Raw genomic sequence first — 9,872 nt, forward strand, 5'->3', positions numbered from 1 at the left:
ATCTGCCTTTTGCATATTTACGATATAAATTGCTCAGTTTATGGTGTCACAGAGCTCGTATTTCATTTGTTTTGAAGAAAACTTCATGATAAAAAAGCTTCAAGAAAATTGTCTATGCCTCTCTTTCTCTCCCTTTTCATAAAAGAAACTAGTCTCAATAATACAATGAGCATTACTCTATTGAATTCTCCATGCTCAATTATCACGATATAATCTAATTTCTCGCGTTTTTATAAGATTATCCTTGTTATCCTCGTTTAAAAAGGCTTAGACTAAGACAATCATAATTACATAAATACAAATAGAAAAAAGGGAGTGAATTATGTTTAATAAACGGAATTTTTATATCAATGGTCTATGGGATGAGCCAAGCACTCCTCACGATTTTGACGTCATTAATCCATCAACAGAGGAGGCTTGTGCTGTCATTAGCCTTGGAAGTACAAAAGATGCCGATAAAGCAATTAATGCGGCTAAAGAAGCGTTTCAAAAATGGAAAACAACGTCACCAAATGAGCGTCTTGGATTTGTTGAAAAAATTCTAGAGATCTACGAAAAACGTTCCAAAGACATGGCAAAAACCATTTCAATGGAAATGGGAGCACCAATTGATATGGCGCTTAATGCGCAAACTGCAACCGGAAGTTCCCATATTCGCAATTTTATCGAAGCTTATAAAGAGTTTTCGTTCCAAGAAACTTTAATAAAGGGAAATGAGCAAGCAATCCTTCACTACGATCCTATCGGCGTCGTAGGATTAATTACGCCATGGAATTGGCCCATGAATCAAGTAACTCTTAAAGTTATTCCTGCTCTCTTGGCTGGCTGTACCATGGTGTTAAAGCCCTCTGAAATTGCGCCTCTTTCTGCTATGCTTTTTGCTGAAATTTTAGATGAAGCAGCACTTCCAGCCGGTGTTTTTAATTTAATCAATGGTGATGGTGCGACTGTCGGCTCTTACCTCTCTGCACATCCAGATTTAGAAATGATCAGCTTTACTGGTTCAACCAGAGCAGGAAAAGATATTTCGAAAAATGCCAGTGTAACTTTAAAAAGAGTCTGTCTGGAACTTGGGGGAAAAGGAGCGAATATTATCTTTGCTGATGCCGACTCAGATGCTATTCAACGTGGTGCACGACATTGCTTTTATAATAGTGGACAAAGTTGTAATGCACCGACTCGTATGCTTGTGGAACAGAGCATCTATGACAAAGCCGTAAAAATAGCTAAAGATATTGCAGAAACAACAAAAGTAGGACCAAACTACCAAGAAGGAAATCATATTGGGCCTGTCGTTTCAAAAAAACAATACGATAAAATTCAAGATCTTATCCAATCGGGAATTGATGAAGGTGCAACTCTTGTTGCAGGCGGAATTGGTTTACCAAAAGGAATGGAACGCGGTTATTATGTTCGCCCAACAGTCTTTGCTGATGTAAAACCTCATATGCGTATTTTTAAAGAAGAAATCTTTGGTCCAGTTCTCTCGATTCTTTCTTTTAGTACAGAAGAAGAAGCCGTCGCTTTAGCGAATGAGACTGAGTATGGTCTTACAAACTATATTCAATCGCAAGATCGCAACAAATGTCGTCGTATTGCGGAACAAGTACGCTCTGGTATGGTAGAAGTTAATGGACATGGATTACCCAGTGGAAGCTACTTTGGTGGTGTAAAATTTTCTGGGCGCGCTCGTGAAGGAGGACATTGGGGAATTAAAGAATTTCTCGATAGTAAAGCAATTTCGTACTGGTAAAATCTTATTAAAAACTTAATAGGAATCGTATGGTAATACAGAAAATAACGGATGAAGGTGCTCTTGGGCAACGTCTTGATCAGTGGCTCGCAAAACAATATCATGATGTGCTCTCACGTTCGCGTTTGCAAACTCTCATCCGTGAAGGCTGTCTTAAAATTGATGGTCAATTCATAAAGGAACCAAAAACAAAATTAAAACCTAACCAAATAATTGAATTGGAAATCCCTGACCTTCGTGATGCAGAACCTAGCGCTGAAGCCATTGCATTGGACATTCTTTTTGAAGATGATCATATCATTGTTATTAACAAACCAGCTGGTCTTGTTGTTCATCCTGGAAATGGAAATTGGACCGGTACATTGGTTAATGCCCTTATTTACCACTGTGGGAATAGTTTATCTGGTATAGGTGGTGTTAAACGCCCTGGTATTGTCCATCGTCTCGATAAAAATACAAGCGGTGTCATGGTTGTTGCAAAAAATGATCTGGCCCATAAAAGTCTTAGCGCTCAATTTTCTGATCATGGACGTACCTGCGCATTAGATCGACGTTATCATGCCTTGATTTGGGGGGCACCTCACCGTAATGTCTGGACAATTGATGCATCACTTGGCCGTTCGCCCCATAACCGGACAAAGCAAGCTGTCATCCATAACCAAAACCCTTATGCTCGTCACGCTGTTACACATGTTTCTCTGCTTGAAAAATATGGCTCTCATGCAGACTCAACATCTTTTGCTAGCCTTCTGGAATGTCGCTTGGAAACTGGACGCACCCATCAAATCCGTGTTCATATGACTCATATAGGGCATCCACTCATAGGCGATACAGTTTATGGAAACGCTTTTAAAACAAAATCAAACACATTCAACCCCACTATTAGAAATGCAATCGATCAATTCAACCGACATGCACTCCATGCTGCAAATCTTACTTTTGAACATCCTTCTACCGGTAAAGTTATGTCGTTTTCCGCACCACTGCCTCAAGATATGACTAAACTTATTGAGCTTTTTAAAAAAATGAATTGAAACTTTTCCCCTTCTCAAGATTTCACAATAAAATATCTTTTTTTGAACAAAATTGAAAAATATGCTAGAGTGAGGTTATGAGGATAGTTAGCTATCTAAAACATAGAATTTGCCTTATCAGGGAATTCAGACAAAAGGAGGGTGCTATATGGCCCATATGAATTTATTATCAGTAATGACAGGTGATGGTGGTTTAAACCGTTACTTGGAAGAAGTGCGTCGTTTTCCAATGCTTGAGCCAAAAGAAGAGTATATGTTAGCTCAGCGTTACCGTGAGCATAATGATCTAAAAGCTGCGCATAGGCTAGTAACCAGCCATTTGCGTCTCGTAGCTAAAATCGCGATGGGATATCGGGGCTACGGACTTCCCATTGGGGAAGTTATTTCAGAAGGCAATGTTGGACTCATGCAAGCTGTTAAACGTTTCGAACCAGAGCGGGGTTTTCGTCTTGCAACCTATGCAATATGGTGGATTAAAGCGTCAATCCAAGAATATGTATTGCGCTCTTGGAGTTTGGTGAAAATGGGGACAACAGCTAATCAAAAGCGCTTGTTTTTCAACCTTCGTAAGTTGAAAAGTAAACTTCAAGCACTTGATAGTGGCGATCTCAATGCAGAACAAGTGAAAGAAATTGCAACCCAGTTGAATGTCACAGAAGATGAAGTTGTATCAATGAATCGTAGGCTTGGTGGTGACACTTCACTCAACGCACCGATTCGGACAAAAGAAGGGGAAAACAGCGAGTTACAAGATTGGTTGGTGGATGAATCTAACGATCAAGAACAAATTTTAATTGAAAAAAGTGAATTAGAAAATCGCCGTTCCATGCTCATAAATGCCATGGACAATCTCAATGAACGCGAAAAACGTATATTCAAAGCGCGTCGTTTAAACGATGTACCACTAACCCTAGAAGAACTCTCTGGTGAATTTAATATTAGTCGAGAACGAGTAAGACAAATTGAAATGCGTGCATTTGAAAAAGTGCAAAACTCTATCAAAGATTCTACTTTATCTCAAAGTCAAGTATAAAACCTAGAGTTAAGTATAAAGCCAATGGTTTGCACATTCTTTAAATGTGAAAATGAAAAAAAGCATGCCTTGGCTTTATACTTGTAAATTGGTCTATCGAATTCTTTAAGTTATTGATATGCAAAAATTTAGTGAATGTATGTGGTATATAATTGATAAAGATGGTCGTAGAAAATTCTTCACAGCCGTTTATTTTTTTGCATCTATGTTTTATTTTTTTGACCAAGAACTGTTAACTTATCTTGTTGTGCAAGCCATTGTCCAATAACTTCATTAAAAATAGACTTACCTGTTGGTCCTTTTGCAAAGGTTAATTCACTTATACGCCCGTTTTTATCCGTTAACACCAAACGGATCCAATCTAATTCTCGCATCAATTGTAAATTTCGATCAAGAAATGGATGATTTCCACTCAATGCGACAAGAAAAAAGTCTTCGTTAATCTTTGCAGCAATAGTTCTTGTTAAAGCCAGTCCAATGGATTGTTCACTTGCTTTAAAGGTTAATGCTTGAATATTGCTTATAGTTTTACCTGAAAATTTATCCGAAAGAATAAAAATAAGGTCCATAATATACGCAGCAGGAAATGACTGATCGGTATTACGACGTAAAATTAACCGTAATGATATCCCTTCATCAGGAATTGTTATATCACCTTGTATAGTTGTTTCTTCTGGAGCCCCCTTCACTTGAGACTCTTTTATAAGTGTCCAGCGAGCACTTCCCGTTGCTATCTTTTCTGCATCATAATTTGTACGTGCTTGATAGAAAACAGCTTCACCTGATTTTTCAAGCGATTGCAAATTGCTAGAAACAACTGTTGAGAGTACTTCTTCATCCGAAGAATCTATCGCTTGTTTTAAACCAACATCAATTTCACTTCCATCCTCTAATAAGCGTTGTGTTAACTTTCTCTTAATTGGAAATGCCTTTGGTACTCTGTGAGAAGCTTGAAGATTTTCTTCTAAAAACTGATGATCATTTGATACAAATACACGCTCACCAACAAAAAAAATACCAACAAGTAAAACAACAAAACTAACAACAGAAACAGCACTTATCACAATACGCCTTTGCACTAACGATTTATTAGCACGACGTAAAGCCTGAGAAAAAATGTGCGAAACAATATGCGGATTATCTTCCTGCGAAGGAGAAATCTTTAACACACTGCTATTAACATGCTGAGAAGGCACATCAGCCTCCATATTAACAGGCTCTGCATCTGGTATATCTGATACACAAAGCTCAACAAATACCTTGTTATCCTTTGAACGTGTAACAAAATCTTGCTTTCTTTTTATGTTTACCTCTGACAATTCATTATTCTTTGGTAATATAGTTTTTTTTGTATATTTCTTATCTTCATTTATATTTGTGGGATTCCACCCAATAACTGAAGAGAGCCGTTTCTTTTCAACTGCTAAATATTCTCCTTCAACAGTTGCAATAGAACTTTGAAGAAGCTTTCTTTGTTCATCCGCTATTGCTTGTGATATTTTTGCTGTTACAAATTGATGTTCTAGTGTTTCGGTAGCCCGCTTATAAATCCGCTTACGCACTTGTGGTGTAATATTATTTTGTGCATTAATTGTCTTTTTTAAGATTCCAACGAAATCTACCATTTCCTCTATAATCTCTCTTAAACTGAGAAAAAATCAATAGTAAAGCCAAAAAACTTTATTTTAGCCTTCTAAATTGGTTGCCATTTAATATTGGTACAACTATCGCAATAATGTAAAATGAATATGAAAAATAAACAATGCTATTTTGCACCTTTCTTTTACGTGCTCTTAAAAACTTTTTTTGTAAAAAGATACAAAAACGAACAGAGAACATATATAGAAATCTAAAAACAATAATCAATTAACAAAGGGATCCGTAATAAGAATAGTATCTTCACGCTCTGGACTTGTGGATAATAAAGCCACTTTTGTATTAATCAGTTCTTCAATATAGCGTATATATTTAATAGCCTGCACTGGTAAATCTTCCCACCTCAATGCATGTGCTGTTTCTTCCTTCCAACCTTCTAATGTTGCATAAATAGGCTTCACCCGATCCTGAGCTCCCATGGAAGAAGGTAAATAATCAATCCTTTTACCATCAAGCTCATAACCAATACAAATTTTTATTTCATCCAAACCATCTAAAACATCAAGTTTTGTCAATGCTATACCTTGAACACCGCAAATTGTTACCATCTGACGTACTAAGACAGCATCAAACCAACCACATCGACGCTTTCGACCCGTTACAACACCAAATTCATGTCCACGCACTCCCAGAAATTCACCAATATCATTTATCTGCTCTGTCGGGAACGGCCCTTCTCCAACGCGTGTAGTATAAGCTTTTGCAATACCCAAAACATAATGGATTGCATCAGGTCCCATCCCCGAACCTGTACATGCTTGCCCAGCAACTGTATTAGATGACGTTACATAAGGATAAGTTCCAAAATCATTATCTAATAAAGCACCTTGCGCACCTTCAAAAAGAATGTGTTTCCCTCCTCGATAACCTTCATCTAAAAGACGCCACGTACAATCCATAAAGGGCAAAATTTTATCCGCAACTTGCATCAATTCATCATAAAGTGCTCGAGAATCAATCTCTGCAACACCCATCCCAAGACGCAAAGCATTATGATGCCTCAAAAGCCGCTCAATCTTAGCCATAAGTGTATCTTTTTCTGCTAAATCCATCACTCGGATAGCACGACGTCCCACCTTATCTTCATAAGCCGGTCCAATACCGCGCTTTGTTGTACCAATCTTTAAACCAGATAAACCGCTTTCTCGAATTGCATCAAGATCACGATGCAAAGAAAGAATCAAAGGAGCATTTTCAGCAATACGCAAAATTTCTGGTGTGATTTTTACACCCTGATTACATAGTTTTTTTACTTCTGCAACAAAATGATGAGGGTCAACAACAACACCATTACCAATAATTGATAACTTGCCACGCACTAAACCAGACGGTAAAAGTGATAATTTATAACTGACTCCATCAACAACCAATGTATGGCCAGCATTATGCCCCCCCTGATATCTCACCACGATATCTGCTCGCTCAGACAACCAATCTACAATTTTACCTTTGCCTTCATCACCCCATTGTGTACCGACAACAACTACATTGGCCATAACTTTCTCCGTCGTGTTTGGTCAAAAAAACCAGCATTCAAAAACAAACTCTTCTTTATAACGAAACCTTAGAGCAAGTGCGACTCCTCATTTCAGATTTTTCTCAATCTTCAAGTGATTAAATTTTCAAATTTATGATAATAAAGATAAGCAAATACCCAAATATTTTAAATCTGTCATTTTCGCTACAAAAAGTAAAAACATTAGAGATTTTAATTTGTGCGTATCCAACACCTGACAAAGCATTCATTCCCCGTCTTAATCTTTTACAATTCATGTAATATTTAGAGGCTGTTTGTCTGATACAAGAATACGAAAGATCATCATAATCTCTCGTATCCTTTTTTGTTTAAAAACACGTTGTGAAAATCACCAGTAATTATTTAAAGCTGTGCTTTTTCAACTTGGAACGCCCACTCAAGCCATTGTGTTAAAATTTCAAGATCGGAAGCCTCAATTGTTATACCCGCCCAAATTCGAAGCCCAGGAGGAGCATCGCGATACGAACCGATATCATAAGCAACCCCTTCCTCATCAAGACGCTTCACAACCGCTTTTATAAAAGATACTCGCTTTTCCGTATCCAAAGCAGTAATCACTGGATCCACAATATCTAAACAAATAGCGGTGTTAGAACGCACTTCAGGATCTTTTGCCAAATATTCTAACCATGGCGTTTTGCGAACAAAAGCATCAAGTACAGAAAAATTTTTCTCAACCCGTGCTCTTAATGCCGCTGCACCTCCTAGAGATTTTGCCCACTTCAACCCATCAAGGAAATCCTCAACACAAAGCATAGAAGGTGTATTGATGATCTTTCCTTTAAAAATATCTTCGTTCAATTTTCCATTTTTTGTCATATAGAAAAGTTGGGGCATAGGCCAAGCTGGAACATGATTCTCAAGCCTCTCAACAGCACGAGGACTTAAAATCACCATACCATGTGCAGCCTCACCTCCCAAAACTTTCTGCCATGAAAAAGTAACAACATCTAATTTTGAAAAATCAAGATATTGCGCAAAAGCTGCCGATGTTGCATCACAAATGGTCAATCCAGCCCGCTTATGCGGAATGAAATCCGCATTAGGAATACGCACACCAGAAGTTGTCCCATTCCATGTAAAAACAACATCCCGATCAAAGTCAAGTTGTGTTAAATCTGGTATTTCACCATAAGGAGCTTCAAAACGACGCACATCAGAAAGCTTTAATTGCTCGACAACATCTTTATTCCACCCAAACCCAAAACTTTCCCACGCTGCCATATCAATGCCACGCTCACCTAATAGAGACCATAGAGCAGCCTCAACAGCACCGGTATCTGATCCTGGCATAATTCCTATACGATGATCAGAAGGAACCTCAAGAATCTCACGGGTTAAATTAACAACTTCAGCAAGTTTTAATTCTGCTTCTCTAGATCTATGTGAACGCCCAACTAATGCATTTTTAAGAACATCAAGAGTCCAACCAGGCCGTTTGCTACAAGGACCTGAAGAAAAATTAGTATTATTGGGACGATTACTTGGTTTTTGTAACATTATCATTATTTCTCCCCTTTTAGATGTTTTTCTTTCTTTATAAAGAAAAACAAATTATTATAAAGACTAATCAATAATCTTTTTAGAAAAAAGTCAAAAATGTTGTCTCTTATTTCGTATGCTTAAAATTTAGGGAAACTTTATAAAAAAATCTTTCTTAATCATTCTTCTCGATTGATTCTTTTAATTTTTTTTCGTATCACCACCACGATAAGACAGCATTCTAATAACAATACACTAAAGTGTCCAATATACCTATCAAATTTATTTTATGTTAAAGATTCATTGATAACGCTCTAGAATAGGGAGATAAACTTATTAAAAAATCAATTATTTTTCTTTTGATGACTGGACAGAGAAAATTTTAATGTTATAACCGCAAACGCTTTATGTTTTTTTGAAGCATGCCCAGATAGCTCAGTTGGTAGAGCAGCGGACTGAAAATCCGCGTGTCCGTGGTTCGAATCCGCGTCTGGGCACCACTTTTTCTCTTTAACATATTGAAATATATAATTTTTTATTTGATTTTCTATTTTATAGACCACCTTTTAGTCCACCTCTTGTGGTTTATACAATTTTACTTAATTTGTTGTTATTTGTTCCCTATTTTTCTTTGGAGTAAAGGCTAAGATCTCCTTTTTTCTCCATCTCACTGCTCTTCCTAGCTTATAGGGTTGCGGAAACTCCCCTTGAAGCACCCAATTGCGAATCGTTGTGGTTGATACACTAAAAAGCTGTGCACATTCACGGGTTGTTACATATCTATCGCCATCATCAAATATCATCTCATTACCTTTCTATTTTTATATTACTTATTACCTAAATAGGTGGGGGTGCTGGGAGGAGAGAGCACCCCCATATGTTTAAGCAGCTTTTGCCAAAATCTTTTGCATCTCGTGTTCTATTTCCCCTAAAAAGATTTCGACCGCTTTATTAATCTCTTCAATGTGTTTCTCATCACGATTGACGCGTTTGATTTTCATTCTCAAACCAGTAGATTTGCCTACAAAGTTTGGATTATAGCTCATGAAATCACACCATTTTCGTCCAGTGCATGCCATTTGGAATTGCATCTGTGCGATATATTCAGGCTTGATTTCGTCATAAATAAAAAAACGAAGATGGGTTGTTGATTGTGGGCATTTGACCTCAACTAAGCCGTCCTCTCCAATGAACCCATCAGGACTTGCACCCGCCATTTTCATTTTTGGGTGTGGGATAAACCCGCATCTTGTGACTTCTGCGTCATAAATGAATTCATATTCTCTTAAGGCATTCTCTTCATGTTCAATGCCCCATTGCATAGCAGGTGTTGTATAAGATTGGCTTATTTCCTCTATTAAGCGTTCTGTCATGAGT

8 protein-coding genes and 1 tRNA gene are annotated in these 9,872 nt (G+C 37.5%); 4 read left to right on the forward strand and 5 right to left on the reverse strand.

The window, feature by feature from the left end:
• Positions 1-322 precede the first annotated feature (322 nt).
• The 3 genes from ACFILT_RS08175 (at position 323) to rpoH (ending at position 3,820) form a co-directional block, all read left to right on the forward strand.
• A complete protein-coding gene (locus tag ACFILT_RS08175) occupies positions 323-1,753 on the forward strand; it encodes an aldehyde dehydrogenase family protein (RefSeq protein ID WP_375679263.1) in 1,431 nt (476 codons plus the stop codon).
• Between the two features lie 29 nt (positions 1,754-1,782).
• Positions 1,783-2,787, forward strand: coding sequence for an RluA family pseudouridine synthase (locus tag ACFILT_RS08180; RefSeq protein ID WP_375679262.1), 1,005 nt, complete (start codon positions 1,783-1,785; stop codon positions 2,785-2,787).
• Positions 2,788-2,935: 148 nt separating this feature from the next.
• Positions 2,936-3,820: an RNA polymerase sigma factor RpoH gene (gene rpoH, locus ACFILT_RS08185; protein WP_375618560.1), complete on the forward strand. Its 885-nt coding sequence runs from the start codon at positions 2,936-2,938 to the stop codon at positions 3,818-3,820.
• Between the two features lie 203 nt (positions 3,821-4,023).
• Here the strand turns inward: rpoH and ACFILT_RS08190 are convergent, their stop codons facing one another.
• The 3 genes from ACFILT_RS08190 to ACFILT_RS08200 all read right to left on the reverse strand — a co-directional run bounded on the left by ACFILT_RS08190 (position 4,024) and on the right by ACFILT_RS08200 (position 8,519).
• A complete protein-coding gene (locus ACFILT_RS08190) occupies positions 4,024-5,445 on the reverse strand; it encodes a hypothetical protein (RefSeq protein WP_375679261.1) in 1,422 nt (473 codons plus the stop codon).
• Positions 5,446-5,682: 237 nt separating this feature from the next.
• Positions 5,683-6,972 carry an adenylosuccinate synthase gene (locus ACFILT_RS08195; protein WP_375679260.1) on the reverse strand — a complete coding sequence of 430 codons (1,290 nt, stop codon included), beginning with the start codon at positions 6,970-6,972 and terminating at the stop codon, positions 5,683-5,685.
• 383 nt (positions 6,973-7,355) lie between these two features.
• On the reverse strand, positions 7,356-8,519 hold the full coding sequence (locus ACFILT_RS08200; protein WP_375613717.1) for a phosphoserine transaminase: 1,164 nt from the start codon (positions 8,517-8,519) through the stop codon (positions 7,356-7,358).
• Between the two features lie 400 nt (positions 8,520-8,919).
• Between ACFILT_RS08200 and ACFILT_RS08205 the strand changes: the two genes are divergently transcribed.
• Positions 8,920-8,995, forward strand: a tRNA-Phe gene (locus ACFILT_RS08205).
• A gap of 99 nt (positions 8,996-9,094) precedes the next feature.
• On the opposite strand, the gene ACFILT_RS08210 is transcribed toward ACFILT_RS08205, so the two are convergent.
• Together ACFILT_RS08210 and ACFILT_RS08215 are read right to left on the reverse strand one after the other, a co-directional pair.
• A complete protein-coding gene (locus tag ACFILT_RS08210; protein WP_007347214.1) occupies positions 9,095-9,298 on the reverse strand; it encodes an AlpA family transcriptional regulator in 204 nt (67 codons plus the stop codon).
• Between the two features lie 78 nt (positions 9,299-9,376).
• Positions 9,377-9,872 (reverse strand): lambda exonuclease family protein (locus ACFILT_RS08215; protein ID WP_375679870.1); only part of this gene is annotated, 496 nt, incomplete at its 5' end.

Origin of the sequence: Bartonella sp. AP7XZML (assembly GCF_042195745.1) — a bacterium.
In the GTDB taxonomy this organism is placed as follows: Bacteria; Pseudomonadota; Alphaproteobacteria; order Rhizobiales; family Rhizobiaceae; genus Bartonella.